The organism is Corallococcus sp. Z5C101001, assembly GCF_007352635.1.
GTDB lineage: Bacteria > Myxococcota > Myxococcia > Myxococcales > Myxococcaceae > Corallococcus > Corallococcus silvisoli.
Map to the genome: position 1 here is coordinate 16,047 of NZ_VKLU01000017.1, position 19,547 is coordinate 35,593.

The following is a 19,547-nucleotide window of genomic DNA, read 5'->3' on the forward strand; positions in this document are numbered from 1 at the left end:
AGGGCGGGGGAGGGTCAGAAACCTGAGGGGGACGGCTGACTTCCTGACGCTCCTGCCCGGACGCTCGCGGGGGTGTGTACCCGCGGTTCGTGGGTAGGAAACCGTCACGTCCTGGCCGGACCCGTGAAGGCAGTCAGCGCGTTTGCCGGATGTCAGATGGCCTGGATAGCGTGCGACTCATGCCGGACATCCGCCTGCCTGCCGAAGCGAAGTACAAGAACGAACTGGACGCCCTCGCCGCGCATGATGACAAGGCCCGCCCACCGGGTTGGGCGCTGTCGCCTCGCGCGGTGGAGACCTACATCCTGGGCAGCCCCAAGCCCGTGGGTGGGGTGGCCATCACGCCGAAGTACGTGGGGGACCGGGGCATCGTGCAGGTCTGCATCGCGACGCTCGCCTCGGACCGCGCGTTGATGCTCGTGGGCGAGCCGGGCACCGCGAAGAGCTGGCTGTCGGAGCACCTCTCCGCGGCCGTCAGCGGCACCTCCGGGCTCGTCGTGCAGGGCACCGCGGGGACCAGCGAGGACCACATCAAGTACTCCTGGAACTACGCGCTGCTGCTCGCGCAGGGGCCCACGCCGGAGGCGCTGGTGCCCTCGCCCATCCTCCGCGCCATGCGCACGGGCAAGTTCGCCCGCTTCGAGGAGGTCACCCGCACGTCGCCGGAGATCCAGGACTCGCTCATCTCCATCCTGTCGGAGAAGCAGGTGTCGGTGCCGGAGCTGGGGGAGGTGACGAGCGCGCAGCGGGGCTTCAACCTCATCGCCACCGCGAACACGCGCGACCGCGGCGTCAATGAGATGAGCGCCGCGCTCAAGCGCCGCTTCAACTTCGTCACCGTGCCGGTGGTGGAGGACCTGGAGCAGGAGATCCAAATCGTCACCAAGCGCGAGGCGGAGCTGCGCACGGACTACCAGGTGGGCGTGCCGCCGCCGGAGGAGCTGTCGCGGGTGCTGCTGACGCTCTTCCATGAGCTGCGCAAGGGCGTGACGAAGGACGGGAAGACGAAGGTGCGGACCCCGGGCGCGGTGCTGTCCACGGCGGAGGCCATCAGCGTGCTGTTCAACAGCTCCATCCTCGCGCAGCAGTTCGGCACCGGGACGGTGACGCCGCAGGAGCTGGCGGCCTCGCTGGTGGGGGCGGTGGTGAAGGAGCAGGAGGACGACGTGAAGGCGCTGCGCGAATACATGGAGACGGTGGCCAAGAGCCGCACCGGTCCCTGGAAGGACCTGTACTCCGCGAGCAAGAAGCTGCTGAGGGGCTGATGGACTTCGCCCTGCTCTCCCGGGTGCTGCACTTCCCGGTGCGTCACCACTCGCCGCGCACCACCGCCGTCCTCCAGCAGTGGCTGGAGCGGGTGCGGCCAGAGGTCGTCCTCGTGGAGGGGCCCTGCGACGCCACGGGGATGGTGGACGTGCTGTGCGACGCGCAGACGCGGCCCCCCGTGGCCATCCTGGGCTACCGCACGGACGGCACCCCGGCGTCCTCCCTGTGGCCCTTCGCGGCCTATTCGCCGGAGTATCAGGCGCTGAAGTGGGCCCGCGCGAAGGGCGTGCGCGTGGAGTTCATCGACATCCCGGTGGGGGTCAGCCTCGCGGTGGACCGTCAGGCGCCCGGCGCGGAGCAGGAGGCGGAGGCAGGCGCGCCCGTCCCCGACGACGCGGTGCCGCTGACGGATGCCTTCGCGCGCTCGCGGGGCTACCGCTCCTTCGAGGAGTTCTGGGAGGCGGCCTTCGAGGCGCCGGACTGGAGCCCCGAGCAGTTCCGCCCGATGCTGATCGCGTGGGCGGAGGTCGTCAACGCGGGCCCCCGGCCGGGCTACCACCGCCAGCGCGACGCCTTCATGGCGCGCAAGGTGCTGGAGGTGGTGGCGGGCGGGGTGGCGCCGGAGAAGGTGGCGGTGGTGGCGGGCGCGGCGCACACCGCGGCGTTCCTGGCGAACGACGTGGAGCCCGCGCTGGAGGCGCGGCTGCCGGCGGGCGTGCCCTGCGCGGTGACGGTGATTCCCTTCAGCTTCCCGCGCCTGGCGGAGCAGCTGGGATACGGCGCGGGCAACCGGGCGCCGCACTTCTACCAGAAGGCCCATGAGGCCCACTGCGACTTCCGGCGCGCCACGCTGGAGGTGCTGCTGGACTTCGCCAGTCACCTGCGGATGCGGGGCTTCTCCGCGTCGCTGTCGGACGTGCTGGAGGCGTACCGGCTGGCGGTGACGCTGTCGGACCTGCGCGAGAAGAGCGCCCCGGGGCTGGATGAGCTGCGCGAGGCGACGGTGGCCACGCTGTGTCGGGGCGACGCGACGCACGTGGACAGCTTCCTGTGGAAGAGCGTCATCGGCCACGAGGTGGGGCAGGTGGCGAGCCGCATCGGGCAGAACTCGCTCCAGGCGGAGTTCTGGCGCGAGGTGGGCGAGCGGCGGCTGCCGCGCACCGACAGCCCGGAGACGTTCGCGCTCCGGCTCAACAACCCGGTGGAGGTGGGCTCCTCCGTGTTCCTCCACCGGCTGCGCGTCGCCGGCATCCCATACGCGTCGCTGTCGGGCACGGGCTCCTCGCGCAAGCAGGCGGCGGAGTCCGATGCGGGCGGCTACGCGGCGCTGACGCGGGTGCGCGAGTCCTGGCAGGCGCAGTGGACGCCGTCCACGGACGTGGCGCTGGTGGAGAAGATCGTCCTGGGCGACTCGCTGGAGGGCGTGACGACGCGCGTGCTCCAGGAGCGGCTGGCGCAGGCGAAGTCGACGGCCGACGCCGCGGACGTGCTGCTGGAGTCCGTCATCACCGGGTGCCCCCAGACGGTGGCCACGGCGCTCCAGGCGTGTGACGCGCACGCGGCCACGGACGCGGACCTGCCGTCGCTGGCCTCGGCGGCGCGGGCGCTGTCGGGGCTGATGGCCTATGGCACGTCGCGGGCGCACTCGGAGGTGGGGGACGACGCCGTGGCGGCGCTGGGAGAGAAGACCTTCGGCCGGGCGCTGCTGCGCGTGCGCGAGGCCAGCGCGTGCGCGCCGGACGCGGTGGCGAAGGTGCTGGAGGCGCTGCGCACGCTGCATGAGGTGGCGCTGTCCCAGCCGCGCGCGGACAAGGAGGGCTGGCTCGCGGAGGCGCGCGGGTTGATGGAGAGCCACGCGGTGCACCCGGCGACGTCGGGGCTGGCGACGGGCCTCCTGTACCTGGCGCGAGAGCTGCCCGAGGCGGACGTGGCGCTGGAGGTGGGGCGGCGGCTGTCCCTGGCGGTGGAGCCGGCGGACGCGGCGGCGTACCTGGAGGGCTTCCTCCAGGTGAACGCGCTGGTGCTGGTCAAGAGCCGCGACGTGGTGAAGGCGCTGGACGACTTCCTGGTCAACGTGGAGCCGGAGCGCTTCCGGCAGACGCTGCCCGTGCTCCGCCGGGCGCTGGGCACGCTGGGCGCCACGGAGCGGCGCTACCTGATGGAGAACGTGATGGGCGTGCGGCAGCTGAAGGACAAGGGCCACGCGGTGAAGGCGGTGCTGGAGGAGAAGGACAAGGCGACGCTGAAGGACATGAGCGCGGACCTGAGCAAGGCGCTCGACGACCTGGACGACCTGCTATGAGCGTGGACCCCAAGGACCTGGACCCGAAGGACCGCGACGCGCTGCTGCGCTGGCGGCTGGCGCTGGGCCCGGAGGCGGAGAAGACCGGTGCCTGTCCGTCCCTGAGCGCGCTGGGCGCCGGGGCGGGCACGGTGGACCTGAAGGGCGACAGCCTGGAGGACCTGGATGACGCGCTCTCCTTCGTCTACGGCGAGCGCTCGGCGGGCCGCGGCGGCTCCCGGCCCTACCTGCCCAAGTGGCTGGGCGCGCTGCGTGACTTCTTCCAGGAGGACGTCATCGCGCTGGTGCAGAAGGACGCCATCGAGCGCAAGGGGCTGACCCAGCTGCTCTTCGAGCCGGAGACGCTGCCCTTCCTGGACAAGAACCTGGAGCTGGTGACGACGCTGGTGAGCGCGCGCGGGCTCATCCCGGAGCAGGCCAAGGACGCGGCGCGCGGCATCATCCGGGAGGTGGTGGAGGACCTGCGCAAGAAGCTGGAGTCCCCGCTGCGCACGGCGGTGCTGGGGGCGCTGCGCAGGGACAGGACGAGCCCCATCCCCATCGCGCGCAACATCGACTGGCGGCGGACCATCCGCTCCAACCTCAAGGGCTGGGACGCGGAGCGCAAGCGGCTCATCCCGGAGCGCTTCTACTTCTGGCCCAACCAGCGCCGTCACCACGAGTGGGACGTGACGCTGGTGGTGGACCAGTCCGGCTCCATGGCGGAGAGCGTGGTGTACAGCTCCGTGATGGCGGCCATCTTCGCGTCGCTGGACGTGCTGCGCACGAGCCTGGTGCTGTTCGACACGGAGATCGTCGACATGACGCCCGTGCTGGCGGACCCGGTGGAGGTGCTCTTCTCCGCGCAGCTGGGCGGAGGCACGGACATCAACCGGGCGGTGGCCTATGCGCAGGAGCACTACGTGCGCCGGCCGGAGAAGACGCTCTTCATCCTCATCACCGACCTGTACGAGGGCGGCGACGCGGAGGCGTTGGTGGCGCGGCTGCGGCAGCTGGTGGACTCGCGCTCCAAGGTGCTGTGCCTGCTGGCGCTGTCGGACAGCGGGCGGCCCTCCTACGACCACGCGATGGCGGAGCAGCTGACGGCGCTCGGGATTCCGTGCTTCGGGTGCACGCCCCGGAAGCTGGTGGACGTGGTGGAGCGGGTGATGCGCAACCAGGACCTGACGCCGCTCATCGCGTCAGCGGAGAAGGGGGACCGCCATGGCTGACGTGCGGCCAATCATTGGCATGGGCGCGCTGAGTGAGATCATCAGCGACAAGACGGAGCTGGCGAAGGGCGCGGCGCTGTTCGACGGCAAGCAGCTCACCCACCTGTCCCGGTATGAGAACCGGCTGTTCGCGGACGCGGCGGGTTCAGGGGCGACGCCGTACAAGGTCTCGCTTGTCTTCGGCGAGGCGCGCTCGGACGTGAAGGGGCGGTGCTCGTGCATGGCGGCGCGCTCGCGTCCCTTCTGCAAGCACGCGGCGGCGCTGCTGGTGGCGTGGGCGCGGGCGCCGCAGGCCTTCGTCACCGCGGAGGCCGCCCCGGTCGCGCCGGCGGGGACGGGCGGCGCGAAGAAGAGCGTGAAGAAGGGCAAGGCGGAGACGGGCGAGCTGATGAAGGCGGGCGTGGCGCAGGTGTCCACGCTGGTGCGCGAGCTGGGCCTGTCGGGCGTGGCGTCGCTGGGCGCGGAGCGTCCCGAGCAGGTGCGGGCCCTGGGCGAGGCGCTGCGGGCCAACGGCCTGCGGCGGCTGTCGGCGCGGGCGGTGGAGCTGGCGGGCCTGCTGGACGCGGCGGCGGCCCGCACGGGGACGTTCGAGGCGCCGGTGTACACGGACCTGGTGGCGGACATGCTGCTCACGGCGCGCAAGGTGGAGAAGCACCTGGGCGGCGACGCGCTGGAGCCCCGCCACGTGGAGGAGCTGATTGGAAGGACGTGGACGAAGAAGGACCGGACGCCCGTCACCGGGCTGACGCTGGTGGAGTACGCGTTCTCCTCGCGCGTCACGCCGGACAGGTTCCTCGTCCGGGAGAGCCGCTTCGTGGACCTGGTGTCGGGCGGCCACTACAGCGAGAAGCAGATCCTCCCCGCGTCCCTCAAGACGGTGGAGCCCAAGAAGAGCCGCGCGGGCTTCGTGCTCCAGGGCGCGGTGGGCGGGCAGTACCCGGGCTTCGCGCCGCACCGGCTGGACCTGGAGTCGTGGACAGGCGGGACGCCGGTGGACCGCGCGTCGCTGGAGCGGCTGGTGGAGGTCGCGCTCCCGGACGTAGGCGCGGTGATGGCGGCCTTCCAGGAGCACCGCAAGGACGTGTTCGCGCCGGACCTGCTGCCGGTGGCGGTGCGGGTGGAGACGCTGCTGGCCAGCGGGGCCCGCTCCCAGTTCGTGGACGGCGCGGGGCGGGGGCTCTTCCTGCCCGTGGATGCCTCGCTGGAGGAGCCGCTGGCCGGGGCCCTGGAGGACGCGAAGCTGCTGGCGGTGCTGGGGGACGTGGGCCTGGAGGCGGCGCTCCCCACGCTGTTCCCCACCGCCCTGGTGGTGCGGACGCCGGAGGGCCTGGACCTGCGCCCGCTGGGCCGCTCCGAGGACGCGCCCGTGTCGCCCCGGCGTCGAGGCCGTGTCCGCGCGCCCGCCACGCCGAACGCGCTGCCCCGCAGCGGGTGGGCGGAGGCGGCGCGAGCGGCGGGCGCGTCGCGGGCGGCCATCGCGCTGGCGGAGGTTCGCGACGAGCTGGCGGATGCGTTCGCGAGCGGCCTGTCCGCGGTGGGGCCCCGCGCGGTGGAGCCGCTGGTGGCCCGACTCCAGGAGCTGGGGTTGGAGAAGCCGGGGGCGCTGCTGGACGCGCTGGCGCGGCGGCCGGACCCGGTGGAGCGGCTGGACGACTTCATCAAGGTGTACCAGGTGCTGGGCATCGCGCTGGTGCGGCTGTCGGGCGCGGTGCAGGTGGAGACGTCCGCGCTGGAGTCCGTGCCCACGCACCCGAGCATCCGCGTGCACCGGTCGGAGGAGGTGCTGTCGCCGGGCGAGGCCATGGTGCGCCGGGCGCGCGGGGAGCTGACGCGCTACGAGTCGGCGGCGCACGCGGCGCGCTACTACGCCCGCCTGGGCGCGGACGCCCTCACGCGGGACTACTACCCCGCCTGGAGCGACGGCGCGGCGAGCGCCTTCGTGGCGCGGACGGTGGCGGCGCGGGGCGAGGCGGCGCTGGACGCCGTGCGGGACGCGCTGGCGGAGCACCACAGCCGGATGGTGCGCCGCACCGCCATCCGCGTGCTGGGCGCGATGGGCGGAGTCCAGGCGCGGCGCGAGCTGGACGCGATGACGCGCAAGGGGCATGACGCGGGCCTGCGCCTGTTCGCGAAGGAGACGCTGGAGGACGTGCACGCCCGGGAGACCGGCGAGGCGGCGGTGGCGGAGCTCTTGAAGCGCCGCCGGGAGCGGGCGGTGCCGCTGGTGCAGGCCGCGCTCTCCGAGACGACGAAGGAGGAGCGGGGCGCGGCGGTGGGGCGGCTGGCGGAGCTGGGCTCGGCGGCGATGCCCGCGCTGCGCCAGGTGCTGCATGGAGACCCTTCGCGCGAGGTGCGGCGCGAGGCGGCGGAGGCGCTGGCCCGGATGGGGGACGCGGAGGTCATCGACCGGTTCGTCCAACTGGTGCAGGGCCGGAGCCACGACGACACCGAGGCCAAGCACGCGGTGTACGCGCTGGGCATGCTGGGCGATGTGCGTGGCGCGGAGGCCCTGCTGGTGGCGTTCGCGGACGGGTGGAAGCCCGGCGTGGTCGCGGAGGCCATGCGCACGCTGGGGCTGGCCCTCCTCCAGCCCGCGCTGAACCTGGCGGAGACGCGCCCGGAGGTGCTGGAGCGGCAGGCGCTGCGCGGCCTCTTCGAGAAGTTCAACACGGCCGCCCTGGCGAAGGAGCTGCTCGCGCGCGTGGAGGCGTCGCGCGAAAGCACGGACCTCGTCGACCGCGCGGCGGTGTACCTGAAGGTCGCGGCCCAGAACGCGGCGGTGGGAAAGCAGGTGGCCGCGCGCCTCCTGGCCCTGCCCGCCGTGGCGGACGACAAGGCCCTGTCCAAGCTGGCGAAGAAGCTGCTCTGAGGCGTTCGAGTCCGCCGCCGCCCTGCCCGCGGCGGCGGGCTCCACCCGCGCGCAGGTGTTCCGCTGGGAGCTGAGCGCGGGGCATTGCATGGGCTCCCGAATCCCGCCAGCCTCCGCGGCGCATGACGGACAACGCCCCTCCCCCTGTACCCGGCCCGCGTCACGACGACGCGCTGGACGCGTACGACCTGCCGTTCCTGGAGCGGCTCTCGCTCCAGCTCCAGGGCGTCGTCATCGCCGTCGTGCTGCGGGTCACCGACCTGCTGCTGCTCCACTTTCGACCCCGGCTCCTGCGGCCGTACCTGGGGCTGTGGTGGCAGCGCATCCTGCGCACGCCCTACCGCGCGCGGCGCACCTTCGAGATGGCCCGCGTGCTCCAGGCGTCGGGCCAGTCGTTCCGCGAGCTGATGTACGGCGAGACGCCGCTCGTGACGGCGCTGCGCTTCTTGAAGCAGGCGGGCGTGGGTCCTGGCAGCCGGGTGGTGGACCTGGGCGCGGGGCGAGGGCGGGTGCTGCTCGCCGCGCGCTGGCTGGGCGCCGGGGCGCATGGCGTGGAGCTGCTCGCGGACCACGTGGCGCGCGTGGAGCCCTGGCTGAGGCCCGCGGGCATCACCCTGACCGTGGGCGACATGACCCGCGAACCGCTCACGGATGCGACCCATGTCTTCTGCAACTGGGTGGCGTTCAGCCCGGAGACGAAGGCTCGCCTCGTCTCCCACCTTCGCACCTGCTCACCCGGAACCCGCATCATCACGGTCACGCGCCCCATCCTGGCGGAAGGCTTCACCAGACAGGTTCACCACTGGATGCTCTTCACCTGGGGCTTCGAGAAAGTCTGGCTTCAAGAATACCGCCCGGACGCAATCACAGCGCCGCGACAGTGATTGTCAGACGTTACTTATAGTCTGCCGCCCTTCACTCGAAGTCGCAGGAAAGGCAGGCAGTCATGCACCTCTTGTCGAAATGCCGTACCGCCTTCACCGCCGCGGTGTTCGTGCTGGGAGTGGCGGGGGGCGCGGCCCACGCGGCGCCGGGGGCTTCGGCGGACCCCTCGGACAACGCGGGTTCGCGCACGTTCGCGGCGCAGTCGGAGATCGCCGCGGTGCTCGCGTACTGGACGCCGGAGCGGATGGCCGCCGCCATCCCCGCGGACGTGCCGGCCACGTCGGGGACGGCGCCCATCAGCCTGCGGCGGACGCCGGAGGACAAGGCGGTGGGGGTCGTGGACGGCGCGGAGCCTCGCGGTGGCGTGCCCATGGGGGCGGCGGACATCCACTCGATGAGCGGCCGCATCTTCTACACGGGCGACCAGGGCGGGAACTATTCCTGTTCGGGCAGCACGGTGAACAGCAATGGCAAGCGGGTGGTCTTCACCGCGGGCCACTGCGTGCACGGCGGCGGGGCGGGGCGGGGCTGGCACACCAACTGGGTCTTCGTGCCGGCGTACCACGCGGGGTCGCCGTACGGCGTCTGGACGTCGTACCAGCTGTGGGCGAAGAACGGGTGGATCAACAACGGGGACCGCGCCTACGACGTGGCGGCGGTGGTGATGAACCCGCGCAACGGCGTGCGCATCGTGGACGCGGTGGGCGGCCAGGGCATCAAGTGGGGCATCGGCTACGGGCAATACATCTACCAGTTCGGCTACCCGTCGAACCCGCCCTATGACGGCTCGCAGCTCTATTACTGCAATGGCAGCACCTGGAACGAAGGGGGCTTCCCCACCATCAGCTGCACCATGACGGGCGGCGCCAGCGGCGGTCCGTGGCTGGAGAGCTATGGGCAGACGTTCTGGGCGTATCTGTATTCGGTCAACAGCTGGCTGTTCTGGAACCCGGACCCCAGCCACGTCTACAAGTGGCAGGGCCCGTACTTCAGCTACGACACGGCCGGCAGCCTCTTCGACACCGTGAAGGACATGTAGACCGACGGGAGGTGGAGTCCGTGTGGCCCGAGTCCCAGGGCCGCACGGCTTCCGCCCCCTCAGCGCGTCAGGTGCTTCAGCGTGAGGTAGACGAACTCCGCGCCGGGCTGGAGCGACGCCACGGGGACGCGCTCGTTGGGGGCGTGGGCGGTGCGCGCGTCCTCGGGCGTGAGGGCGAACAGGTCGATGCCATAGGCGTGGATGCCCGCGCGGCGCAGCGTGGCGGATTCGGTGGTGCCGGTGGACATGCGCGGCAGCACCGGCGCCTTCGGCCACACCTGCGCCGCGGCGGCCTTCACCGCGCGGAACATCGCGTTGTCACCCACGGGCGACATGGGCGAGTCCGGCGGCGACACGTCCATCTCCACCTGGATGTCCGGGTCGTTCACCGCGCCGACGATGCGCTCGCGCACGGCCTGCGCGTCCGCGTCCGGCAGGAGGCGGCAGTTGACGGTGGCCTCGGCGGTGGCGGGGATGACGTTGGCGCGCGTGCCCGCCTTGAACACGGTGGGCACGCAGGTGGTGCGCAGCACGGCCCCCAGCGCGGGCTCCAGCCTCGCCACCGTGGCCACCGCCTCCTCCGGCGGTGCGTCCGGCGCGGCCGCGATGCGGCGCAGGGCCTCTCCCAGCTCCCCCGGCGTCGAAGGCGCTCGGCCCTGCACGTGGAGCCGCGCGGCGGGCGTGAGGTGGGCGGGGAAGGTGAGGGCCCCCACGCGCGCCACCGCCGCGGCCACGCGCACCAGCGGCCCCGCGTCCACGGGCGGCGCGGAGGAGTGACCTCCAGGTCCCGTGGCCTTGAGCGTCACGTTGCGGGACACGCGCTCCGCGGCCTGGAGCGCCACGAAGCGCACCGCCCCGCGGTCCGGGGACAGCTCCGTGAGGCCGCCTTCGTTGAGCGCGAACTCCGCCTCCTTCAGCTCCGGGCGGTGCTCCATCATCCAGTCCAGTCCCTGCCCCGAACCCACCTCCTCGTCCGCGCCCAGGTACAGGAGGATGTCGCGCGAGCGCGGGCCGCCCTCCTGCTTCAGGCGGCGCAGCGCGAGGATGCTCGCCGCCGCCATGCCCTTGTTGTCCTGCACGCCGCGCCCGTGGAGCAGGCCGTCCTTCTCCGTGAGCTTCCATGGGTCGGTGGCCCACTCGGCGGGCACGGCGGGCACCGTGTCCAGGTGCGCGAGCACGAGGACCGGCCTGCCCTGTCCATTCCCCTTCAGGCGCACCAGCAGGTTGCCGCGTCCGGGCGAGGGCTCGATGAGCTCCGACTCGATGCCCGCGTCGCGCAGCCAGCGCGCCGCCACCTGGGCCGCGGCCGTCTCGTTGCCGGGCGGGTTGGACGTGTCCGCGGCGACCAGCTCCGCGAGCAGGGTCCGCAGCGCGTCCTTCGGCGCCGGGCGGGATGACGCGGCGTGGCTTGGACCCAGCGCGAGCAGGACGGCGACGAGGGGCAGGAGACGCATGCGCGGGAGGCTCGCGCCTCGGGACCTGGAAGGCAACGGAAGCGGCGTTTACCGGGAGTGCCATGTTAAGGGTGCGGCCCTGGAGGGAGTCCGCCCATGGCCTCGCCGTTGAGCTTTCGCACCGTGGAACTGCCGCTGCGCCACGCCTGGACCATCTCCCGAGGCACGAGCACGGTGAAGCGCAACGTGTTCGTGGAGCTGCGCGCGGAGGGACACGTGGGCCACGGCGAGGCCGCGCCCAACGTGCGCTATGGCGAGTCGTGGGAGACGGTGGAGGCGGCGCTCCACCAGCTGGCGCCGGTGCTGGAGGGCCGCGACCTGCGCGCCTTCCGCGACGTGTCCGAGGCGCTGGACGCGGCGCTGCCGGACAACCCCGCGGCGAAGGCGGCGGTGGACCTGGCGCTGCATGACCTGGCGGGCAAGGTGCTGGGCGTGCCGCTGTACCGGATGCTGGGCGTCGATCCCCGCCGGCAGCCGGTGACGAGCATGTCCATTGGCATCGACGCGCCGGAGACGCTGGCGGTGAAGGTGCGCGAGGCGGCGGACTTTCCCGTGCTCAAGGTGAAGCTGGGCTCGGACCGCGTGCGGGAGGTGTTCGGCACGGTGCGCGCGCTGACGGCGCAGGCGATCCGCGTGGACGCGAACGAGGCGTGGACGCCGGACGCGGCGCTGGCGCACATCCAGTGGCTGTCCACGCAGGGCGTGGAGCTGGTGGAGCAGCCGCTGCCGGCGGCGGACGTGGACGGGGCGAAGTGGCTGCGCGCGCGCTCGCCGCTGCCGCTGGTGGCGGACGAGTCGCTGACGAAGGCGTCGGACGTGCCGAAGCTGGCGGAGGGCTTTCACGGCATCAACGTGAAGCTCCAGAAGAGCGGCGGCATCCGCGAGGCGCTGCGCATCATCGAGACGGCGCGCGCGTGCGGCTTGAAGGTGATGCTGGGCTGCATGGTGGAGACGGGCCTGGGCATCGCGGCGGGCGCGCAGCTGGCGCCGCTGGTGGACTGGGTGGACCTGGACGGAAACCTGCTGCTCGCGGATGACCCGTACCGCGCGCACCCGGTGGTGGCGGGCCGCATCCAGCTGGGGGACGGCGCGGGCCTGGGCGTGGAGCTCCGGTGACGCCGCCGCTCATCCAGGACCCGATGGCGGTCCTCGCCGTGCTGCTCGCGGTGCTGGCGGGGCTGTATGCCTTGCAGCGCCTCCCGGCGGTGGAGCGGTTCTTCAACGTCGTGCCGCTGCTGGTGTTCGCGTATTTCGTGCCGACGCTGCTGTCGAACACGGGCGTCATCCCCACGGAGTCGGAGCTGTACCGCTTCACGCGCGTGTACCTCCTGCCGGCGAGCCTGGTGTTGCTGGTGCTGTCGGTGGACCTGCCCGCCATCGCCCGGTTGGGGCGCGACGCGCTGGGGGTGTTCCTGGCGGGCTCCGTGGGCATCATGGTGGGCGGGCCGCTGGCGTATCTGGCGTTGGGGTGGCTGGTGCCGGCGGAGCTGGGAGAGCAGGCGTGGAAGGGATTGGCGGCCCTCAGCGGGTCGTGGATTGGCGGCAGCGCGAACTTCGTGGCCATTGGCCAGAGCGTGGGGGCGCTGGACAGCACGTTGAGCATGCTGGTGGTGGTGGACGTGGGCGTGTCCAACGTGTGGACGGCGGTGCTGCTGTCCTTCGCCGGGAGGGAGAAGGCGATGGATGCGAGCATCGGCGCGGACCGGACGGCGCTGGACCGGGTGCGGGAGGAGTCCGCGCGGATCCAGGCGGCCACCGCCCGGCCCGCGAGCCTGTCGGACCTGCTGTCGATGCTGGCGGTGGCCTTTGGCGTGACGGTGGCGTGCACGGCGCTGGCGAAGCGGCTGCCGGACCTGGGCAGCGTGGTGACGGGCTTCACCTGGGTGGTGCTGCTGGTGACGACGGTGGGCGTGGTGCTGTCGTTCACGCCCGTGCGTCGGCTGGAGGGCGCGGGGGCCAGCCGCATGGGCTCGCTGTTCCTGTACCTGCTGGTGGCGACGATTGGCGCGCAAGCGGAGTTCCGGCGGCTGTGGGACGCGCCCGCGCTGGTGGCGGTGGGCGCGGTGTGGATGTGCATCCACGCGGCGGTGACGATGGGCGCGCGGCGGTGGCTGAGGGCGCCGGTGTTCTTCGCGGCGGTGGGCTCGCAGGCGAACGTGGGCGGCACCGCCTCCGCGTCGGTGGTGGCGGCGGCCTTCCACCCCGCGCTCGCCCCGGTGGGCGTGCTGCTGGCGGTGCTGGGGTACGTGCTGGGGACCTACTGCGGGCTGGTGACGGCCCTGATGCTGGAGCAGGTGTACCGGTGGATCCACTGACGTGGGCGAGGAGTCGTTGATGCGGAAGGTGCTGCTCGCGGCGGGGCTGCTGGCGATGGGCGGTTGCGCGACGGCGCCGGAGGCGGGAGCGCCTCGGGAGACCCTGCGGACGGTGGTGGAGTCGCTGGGGCAGGAGGCCGCGCGGCTGTCGCCCGGGACGGACCTGGCGCTGGCGGTGACGGACCTGCGCACGGGGGAGTCCGCGAGCTTCGCGGGCGCCACGCCCCACATCTCCGCCAGCTCCGCGAAGGTGTTCTGGGTGGCGGCGGCCCTGAGGCAGCATGACGTGGAGACGGTCGCGCCGCTCGCGGAGAAGGTGTTCCGGACGTCGGACAACGAGGCGTCCGGAGAGGTCATCGACCGGGTGGGCGGGCCGGATGCCATCAATGTCTATCTCCAGGGCCTGGGGCTTCGGAACACGGCGCTGACGAAGTGGAACTACGGCAAGCCCCGGTGGGCGACGAACTCCCCGCGCGTGATGCAGAACGACAACTACTTCTGCGCGGAGGACATGGTGTCGTTCCTCGCGCGGCTGGACCGGCGGGAGCTGTTGACGCCGGAGCCCACGGCGCGGCTGCTGGGCTGGATGGAGCTGACACCCCGCGAGGGCTGCGGCGGCTGGCTGGGAACGCGCCTGCCCGCGAGCGCCCGCGCGTCGCTCCAGCACAAGGGCGGGTGGCTGCCGCCGGGGTGCTGCTCGGATGACGCGCGCTACAACGTGCTCAATGCGGTGGGGCTGGTGACGCTGCCGGACGGCGGCCGGTACGCGGTGGCCATCCTGGCCTCGCGCGGGCCGGACTGGCCGAAGCAGGCGTTCGTCGTGGAGCGCGCGTCGTGCGTCCTCTACCGGCACCTGTCGAAGCAGCCGGCGCTGGACTGTGGGGACGCGTTGGCGAAGGCGGGAGGCCCCGCGCCGGTGGTGCTGGAACCAGGGGCGCCCGTGCCGGACTACGACTGCGAATGACGCAGGGAAGTGCACGGCGCTGAACGGACCTGCCCGCGACCCCGGACGAAGCGCGCGGGAGCCATCGCCATCCCGTGGCGCGCGGTGGATCATGGCTCGCGGAAGCGAGACTGATGCTCCCGACGCGAACGGGGTGCCCCCGTGGCGCCAGACCGTTACGGCGGACAGGGACACGGGAGGTGTCGCGATGAGGAATCCCCAGACCTGGCGCGGGTTCGCGGAGCGGCTCGGCGTGGAGCACCCGCTCATCCAGGCACCGATGGCGGGCGGGCTGACCCCGCCGGAACTGGTCGCGGCGGTGGCGGAGGCCGGCGGGCTGGGCTCATTGGGCGCCGCCTACGTGTCACCGGAGGACATCGTCCAGCAGGCCCGGGCGGTGCGTGCGCGGACGTCGCGGCCGTACGCCATCAACCTCTTCGCGCCGGTGCCCGCCGTCGCGCCCGAGGACCCGGGACGCGCGCTGGCGGTCCTCGAGCGCTTCCACGCGGCGCTGGGTCTGCCCGCTCCTCAGGTCCCCGCGGTGGTGATGCCGGACTTCGCGAAGCAGGTGGAGGCGGTGCTCGAAGCGGCGCCCACCGTGTTCAGCTTCACGTTCGGCATCCCGCCCGCGCCGGTGCTGGAGGCGTTCCGGTCACGCGGCATCCTCATCGTGGGCACGGCGACGAACGTGCGTGAGGGATTGGCGCTGGAGGCCGCGGGCGTGGACGCGGTGGTCGCGCAGGGCTCGGAGGCCGGAGGGCACCGCGGCTCCTTCGGTGGCTCCTTCGAGGCGGGCATGGTGGGGACGATGGCGCTGGTGCCGCAGCTGGTCGACGCGGTGCGGGTGCCGGTCATCGCCAGCGGCGGCATCATGGATGGGCGCGGCATCGCGGCGGCGCGGATGCTGGGCGCGGTGGGGGTGCAGCTGGGCACGGCGTTCCTGCGGTGCCAGGAGTCCAGCGCTGCGGCGGCGCACAAGGCGCTGCTGCGGGACGCGCGGGACGAGTCGTCGCGCATCACGCGCGCCTTCTCCGGACGGCCCGCCCGCGCGATCCCGAACGAGCTCACGACCACGCTGGAGGAGGCCGGCGTCATCCTGCCGTTCCCCCAGCAGCACGGGGCCACGCGCGCGCTGCGGGCCGCGGCGTCGAAGCAGAACGACACGCGCTTCATGGCCTTGTGGGCGGGGCAGGGCGTGGGGCTGTCGCGGGAGGGGCCGGCGGCGGAGCTGGTGCGGACCCTGGTGGCGGAGACGGAGGCCGCGCTGGCGGCCGTGCGCGGCTGACGCTCCGGGCCTACGACGGCGAGGGCGGGCCCATGCTCCGGCCCGACAGCCGCTGCCGCAGCGCCACGAAGTACATGCTGCAGAAGGTCGCCACGAGGACGGCGATCTCATCCCAGTAGTCCAGCGGGTCCTCGTTCTCGTCGAGCAGGGACAGGCTGAGCAGGCACAGCACGACGTGGACGGCGAACACGGGCAGCGACGCCTGTCCCAGCGCCTCCAGCACCCTGGGGCGCAGCCAGAGGAACACCCGGGGCATGAGCCAGCTCGCGAGCAGGGCCACGGCCAGGAAGTTCACGAGGCGCAGCGGCGCGAGCGACCACTTGTCGAACAACACCGACGCGGCGCCCAGGTCCACGTCCAGGTGGCGCACGACGAAGAACCCGGCGCTGACGACGAGCGCCCCCGTCAGCAGCCTGCGGGACACGGGCTCGCGCTGCTCCGGCGCGGTGGCGCGGGCGACGCCCAGCCAGACGCCCAGCACCCAGAGGAACTGCCACGCGAACAGGTCGAACGCGCCCGACAGGTCGATGCTCAGGGGCGGCCACGGCAGCACGGGGATGGCGACGAGCAGGTCGTAGAGGGCGCGCTTGAGGCCCACCTGCGCCCAGACCCAGATGAGCGCGCTCAGGCCCAGCACCCGGGACCAGCCCTCCTTGCGCGCGCCCAGCAGCACCGCGGGCGTGAGCAGGAGCAGCACGACGTAGAGCGGGAGGATGTCCAGCAGCGGGGGGCAGTAGAGGAGGAAGAGGCTGCTCCACAGGGCGGTGAACGGATCCTGATGGAAGAACCCGAGCAGGTTGTGGATGGCCGGCCTGCGCGCGGCGACGCCGAGCGCCGCGATGATGGTGAACGCGAAGCCGAGCAGGGCGACGTGGTAGCCGTACACCTTGAGGGCCCGCGCCCAGAGGCTCCTCACCATCGCCACGGGGCTGGACGTGCCCAGCTTCTTCGCGTGCACCACGCCGACGAGGAACGCGGAGAGGAACACGAAGCCCTCCGCGGCGGACACGAAGCCGAAGGGCTGGTTGCCCAGGACGCTCAACCGGGTGGGCAGGTGCGTCAGCGTCATCAGGACGAGGAGCACTCCGCGCAGGCTGTCGAATTCGGGGCGGCGTTTCATGGCGGGCCAGGAGTTTTCCACCCATGCCACATCCCCACGCGCCGGGTAAACCTCACCGCCCCCCGGAGCCGCTGTCGTATTTCCGCTGATTTCGCGCCTCCGGCCGTCACGGCGGCTGCTCGCCAGGCCGCTCGTTTTCCCAGGGTCGGTTGCATTCAGGGACGGCGCGGCTACATTCAGGGCTTCACGCGTTCGCGTTCCCCCGGGTCCCTCGTCAGATGACGGTTTCGCTCACAGCCTGCATGCAGCGTGCTCCGCGCCGGACTTCTGTCCGCCGGACGCTGCCCGCGCACGGCCGAGCCACCGCCTGGCTTGTCACCCACGCCGCCCGTCTCGCGTAGTTCTCGACGGACGGCGTTCCGCTTCTCCCCGCTGAACCCGCGCCACGCGCTCCCGTCCTTCCGGGAATGCGTTTCGCCGCCATTCCTTTCCCACGCTGGAGGCAGCCCATGACCATGACCCACGACCATCCCCTCCTTGTCACCGACACCGACCTCCAGCGCCTGGAGCGCGTCGTCGAACAGTACGGCAACGCTCGCAACGCCGACGTCGTGGAGCAGCTGGAGTCCGAGCTGGCCCGCGCCGTCGTCACGTCCTCCGCCGCCATCCCCCGGGATGTCGTCACCATGAACAGCACCGTCGTCTTCGAGGACGAAGAGGCCGGCGAGACGCGCGAGGTGACGCTCGTCTATCCCAAGGACGCCAACAGCGACGCGGGCCGCATCTCCATCCTGGCGCCCGTGGGCAGCGCGCTGATTGGCCTGTCCGTGGGCCAGACCGTGGAGTGGCCCCTGCCCAACGGCCGCACCCGGCGCCTGCGCATCGTCGCCGTGCCCTACCAGCCCGAAGCCGCCGGCCACTTCGACCTGTGACCTACCCTGTGCGTCGCTGACGCGTCAGCGGGAAGGGGCCGTGTGTCAGCGCCCCATTCCTGACGTGTCAGCCGCCCGGGGCCGCGGCCCCTTCGCCGCCGCATCCCCGCGCATTTCCTCACTGTCTTCCTCCCAACATCCCCTGGCCCCTGGCGTGCAACCGCCCGCGCACCATCGCGGGCATTCCTACGCCCGCGTGTGGATGTGGAGGAACGCTTGTTCGCACGAAGGCATCACCTTGGGCTCGGAGGACTGGCCGTCCTCTGCGCCTTCAGCGCCCAGGCCCAGAGCACCATTCCGGGCATCGAACTGGAGCGCCTGCAGCTCAACCCCGGCATGCGCGACAGCCTGGTGCTGTCCACCGGGGACCTGCTCTCCGCGGGCCAGTTCCGCGTCGGGCTCACCGCGCACTACGAGAACCGCCCCCTGGTCGTCGTGGAGGACGACCAGCGGCAGGGCGACGTCATCTCCAACCGCGTGACGGCGCACGTGAGCGCCGCGTACGCGCTCACGAACTGGTTGGAGGTGGGCGCGCAGGTGCCCATCGTGGCGCAGTGGGGCCCGGAGACCGCCGGACTGGGCCTGACCCGTCCCACCACCAGCGCGCTGGGCACGCCGTGGCTCCAGGCCCGCCTGGGCTTCCTCGCCGAGAACCGGGGCGGACCGCTGGACCTGGGGCTGCACCTGGGCGCGGCCCTGCCCCTGGGCAGCAAGGCCGCCCTCACCCGCGACGAGGGCTTCACCTTCTCCCCGCGCCTGGGCGCCGGGAAGCAGCTGGGCGGCACCTTCCGCGTGGGCGCCGACGTGGGCGCGCTCGTGCGCACCAAGACGTACGCGCTGACGCCGCAGACGCGGCCCTATCTCGATGAGATGGGCGTGGAGCTCAACGGCGGCGTCAACCTGTCCGCCGCCCTCTGGGGCCTGCGCGAGGAAGTCATCGTGCGCGGCACCGTGCCCACGCAGGACTCGCCCAGCTCGATGGAGGTCCTAGCGGGCCTGCGCGCCCCCACCGCCGACGGCACCGAGGTGTACGTCATGGGCGGTCCCGGCTTTGGCCGGACGCCGGGCACGCCGCGCTTCCGCGTGCTCGCGGGGGTGTCCTTCGGCACGCCCCCCGCGTCCCCGGCCCCCGTCTGTGTCGAGGGCAAGCCGTACGTGATGGCCGACTGTCCCGACCTGGACGCCGACGGCGATGGCGTGCGCAACGGCGTGGACCAGTGCCCCACGACCGCGGGCGTCGCGCAGCTCCAGGGCTGCCCGGACCAGGACGACGACCACGACGGCATCCCCAACCTGGCGGACAAGTGCCCCACCCAGCCGGAGAACAAGAACGGCTTCGAGGACGAGGACGGCTGCCCGGACGACCCTGACTCCGACGGGGACGGCATCGTCGACTCCAAGGACCAGTGCCCGCACGAGCCGGAGACCTTCAACCGCTACAAGGACGACGACGGCTGCCCGGACGTGGAGCCCGACCGCGACGGTGACGGCATCGTCGACCGGCTGGACAACTGCCCGGACGAGCCCGGCACCGAGGCCAACGGCGGCTGCAAGCAGGCGCCGCTCGCGCGCATCGACTCGGGGAGCATCCGCATCCTGGAGGCCGTCTTCTTCGAGAACAACCAGGCCGTCATCCAGAAGCGCAGCAACGCCGTGCTGGACAAGGTCGCGGCCATCCTCGTGTCCCATCCGGACATCGCGAAGGTGCGCGTCGAGGGCCACACCGACAACACCGGCAAGGCCCAGTACAACCTGGACCTGTCCCAGCGGCGCTCCGAGGCGGTGGTGGACTACCTCGTAGGCAAGGGCGTACAGCGCGAGCGGTTGGAGGCGAAGGGCTTCGGGCCCACGCAGCCCATCGCGGACAACGCCAAGGCGGACGGACGCGCGAAGAACCGCCGCGTCGAGTTCAAGATCATCGGAGAGGCCGAAGGCGTCCAGACGGCGCCGGCCTCCTCCGCTTCCCCGGAAACCCTTCAGAAGTAA

The 19,547-nt window shown here is 72.3% G+C and carries 14 protein-coding genes; 12 read left to right on the forward strand and 2 right to left on the reverse strand.

What is annotated here, in order from left to right; genetic code table 11:
• Positions 1 to 179: 179 nt before the first annotated feature.
• The 6 genes from FOF48_RS31660 (at position 180) to FOF48_RS31685 (ending at position 9,572) form a co-directional block, all read left to right on the forward strand.
• Positions 180 to 1,265 carry an AAA family ATPase gene (locus tag FOF48_RS31660; protein WP_143907861.1) on the forward strand — a complete coding sequence of 362 codons (1,086 nt, stop codon included), beginning with the start codon at positions 180 to 182 and terminating at the stop codon, positions 1,263 to 1,265.
• Positions 1,265 to 3,568 (forward strand): DUF5682 family protein, encoded by a 2,304-nt coding sequence (locus tag FOF48_RS31665; RefSeq protein ID WP_143907863.1) that lies wholly within the window; start codon positions 1,265 to 1,267, stop codon positions 3,566 to 3,568. Before FOF48_RS31660 ends, FOF48_RS31665 begins: the two co-directional genes overlap by 1 nt.
• Positions 3,565 to 4,779, forward strand: a complete 1,215-nt coding sequence (locus tag FOF48_RS31670) for a VWA domain-containing protein (RefSeq protein ID WP_143907865.1) — start codon at positions 3,565 to 3,567, stop codon at positions 4,777 to 4,779. Before FOF48_RS31665 ends, FOF48_RS31670 begins: the two co-directional genes overlap by 4 nt.
• Entirely contained in the window at positions 4,772 to 7,648 is a 2,877-nt protein-coding gene (locus FOF48_RS37640) for a HEAT repeat domain-containing protein (protein WP_143907867.1), read from the forward strand. The genes FOF48_RS31670 and FOF48_RS37640 overlap by 8 nt, the downstream gene beginning before the upstream one ends.
• A gap of 122 nt (positions 7,649 to 7,770) precedes the next feature.
• A complete protein-coding gene (locus tag FOF48_RS31680; RefSeq protein ID WP_255442895.1) occupies positions 7,771 to 8,532 on the forward strand; it encodes a class I SAM-dependent methyltransferase in 762 nt (253 codons plus the stop codon).
• Between the two features lie 62 nt (positions 8,533 to 8,594).
• Complete coding sequence (locus tag FOF48_RS31685) at positions 8,595 to 9,572, forward strand: serine protease (RefSeq protein WP_143907869.1); 978 nt, start codon at positions 8,595 to 8,597, stop codon at positions 9,570 to 9,572.
• 59 nt (positions 9,573 to 9,631) lie between these two features.
• Here FOF48_RS31685 and FOF48_RS31690 read toward each other — a convergent pair whose 3' ends face one another.
• Complete coding sequence (locus FOF48_RS31690) at positions 9,632 to 11,026, reverse strand: M20/M25/M40 family metallo-hydrolase (protein ID WP_143907871.1); 1,395 nt, start codon at positions 11,024 to 11,026, stop codon at positions 9,632 to 9,634.
• Positions 11,027 to 11,122: 96 nt separating this feature from the next.
• On the opposite strand from FOF48_RS31690, the gene FOF48_RS31695 reads away from it, so the two are divergent.
• From FOF48_RS31695 to FOF48_RS31710, 4 genes are all read left to right on the forward strand, one after another.
• Positions 11,123 to 12,142: a dipeptide epimerase gene (locus FOF48_RS31695; RefSeq protein ID WP_143907873.1), complete on the forward strand. Its 1,020-nt coding sequence runs from the start codon at positions 11,123 to 11,125 to the stop codon at positions 12,140 to 12,142.
• Positions 12,139 to 13,341: a DUF819 domain-containing protein gene (locus tag FOF48_RS31700; protein WP_255442896.1), complete on the forward strand. Its 1,203-nt coding sequence runs from the start codon at positions 12,139 to 12,141 to the stop codon at positions 13,339 to 13,341. Before FOF48_RS31695 ends, FOF48_RS31700 begins: the two co-directional genes overlap by 4 nt.
• A gap of 19 nt (positions 13,342 to 13,360) precedes the next feature.
• Positions 13,361 to 14,305, forward strand: a complete 945-nt coding sequence (locus tag FOF48_RS31705) for a serine hydrolase (RefSeq protein ID WP_143907875.1) — start codon at positions 13,361 to 13,363, stop codon at positions 14,303 to 14,305.
• 187 nt (positions 14,306 to 14,492) lie between these two features.
• Positions 14,493 to 15,569: a nitronate monooxygenase family protein gene (locus tag FOF48_RS31710; RefSeq protein WP_143907877.1), complete on the forward strand. Its 1,077-nt coding sequence runs from the start codon at positions 14,493 to 14,495 to the stop codon at positions 15,567 to 15,569.
• Positions 15,570 to 15,579: 10 nt separating this feature from the next.
• On the opposite strand, the gene opgC is transcribed toward FOF48_RS31710, so the two are convergent.
• Positions 15,580 to 16,689: an OpgC domain-containing protein gene (gene opgC, locus FOF48_RS31715; RefSeq protein ID WP_143907879.1), complete on the reverse strand. Its 1,110-nt coding sequence runs from the start codon at positions 16,687 to 16,689 to the stop codon at positions 15,580 to 15,582.
• A 455-nt stretch (positions 16,690 to 17,144) separates the two neighbouring features.
• Between opgC and rnk the strand changes: the two genes are divergently transcribed.
• Both rnk and FOF48_RS31725 read left to right on the forward strand, forming a co-directional pair.
• Complete coding sequence (gene rnk / locus FOF48_RS31720; protein WP_143908077.1) at positions 17,145 to 17,561, forward strand: nucleoside diphosphate kinase regulator; 417 nt, start codon at positions 17,145 to 17,147, stop codon at positions 17,559 to 17,561.
• Between the two features lie 216 nt (positions 17,562 to 17,777).
• Entirely contained in the window at positions 17,778 to 19,547 is a 1,770-nt protein-coding gene (locus FOF48_RS31725) for an OmpA family protein (protein ID WP_143907881.1), read from the forward strand.

Coding starts and splice junctions, on each gene's coding strand:
- FOF48_RS31685 (WP_143907869.1), top strand. CDS start 8,595: ATGCACCTCTTGTCGAAATGCCGTACCGCCTTCACCGCCGCGGTGTTC.
- FOF48_RS31695 (WP_143907873.1), top strand. CDS start 11,123: ATGGCCTCGCCGTTGAGCTTTCGCACCGTGGAACTGCCGCTGCGCCAC.
- FOF48_RS31680 (WP_255442895.1), top strand. CDS start 7,771: ATGACGGACAACGCCCCTCCCCCTGTACCCGGCCCGCGTCACGACGAC.
- FOF48_RS31665 (WP_143907863.1), top strand. CDS start 1,265: ATGGACTTCGCCCTGCTCTCCCGGGTGCTGCACTTCCCGGTGCGTCAC.
- FOF48_RS31670 (WP_143907865.1), top strand. CDS start 3,565: ATGAGCGTGGACCCCAAGGACCTGGACCCGAAGGACCGCGACGCGCTG.
- FOF48_RS31710 (WP_143907877.1), top strand. CDS start 14,493: ATGAGGAATCCCCAGACCTGGCGCGGGTTCGCGGAGCGGCTCGGCGTG.
- FOF48_RS31690 (WP_143907871.1), bottom strand. CDS start 11,026: ATGCGTCTCCTGCCCCTCGTCGCCGTCCTGCTCGCGCTGGGTCCAAGC.
- opgC (WP_143907879.1), bottom strand. CDS start 16,689: ATGAAACGCCGCCCCGAATTCGACAGCCTGCGCGGAGTGCTCCTCGTC.
- rnk (WP_143908077.1), top strand. CDS start 17,145: ATGACCCACGACCATCCCCTCCTTGTCACCGACACCGACCTCCAGCGC.
- FOF48_RS31660 (WP_143907861.1), top strand. CDS start 180: ATGCCGGACATCCGCCTGCCTGCCGAAGCGAAGTACAAGAACGAACTG.
- FOF48_RS31705 (WP_143907875.1), top strand. CDS start 13,361: ATGCGGAAGGTGCTGCTCGCGGCGGGGCTGCTGGCGATGGGCGGTTGC.
- FOF48_RS37640 (WP_143907867.1), top strand. CDS start 4,772: ATGGCTGACGTGCGGCCAATCATTGGCATGGGCGCGCTGAGTGAGATC.